General features: G+C 56.7%; 1 rRNA gene. It reads left to right on the top strand.

The annotated features are described in order from the left end of the window. A 23S ribosomal RNA gene (locus tag GCU69_RS09820) occupies nucleotides 1–298 on the top strand; the annotation flags it as partial.

Genomic DNA, 298 nt, shown 5'->3' on the forward strand with positions numbered 1-298 from the left:
TCCCAAGTAGCACGGGGCCCGAGAAATCCTGTGTGAATCTGGCGGGACCACCCGCTAAGCCTAAATATTCCCTGGTGACCGATAGCGGATAGTACCGTGAGGGAATGGTGAAAAGTACCGCGGGAGCGGAGTGAAATAGTACCTGAAACCGTGTGCCTACAAGCCGTGGGAGCGTCGCGCATCGAGTCTTTGGCTTGGTGCGTCGTGACTGCGTGCCTTTTGAAGAATGAGCCTGCGAGTTTGCGGTGTGTTGCGAGGTTAACCCGTGTGGGGAAGCCGTAGCGAAAGCGAGTCCGAA

Origin of the sequence: Streptomyces lycii (genome assembly GCF_009735685.1) — a bacterium.
GTDB classification, from domain to species: domain Bacteria; phylum Actinomycetota; class Actinomycetes; order Streptomycetales; family Streptomycetaceae; genus Streptomyces; species Streptomyces lycii.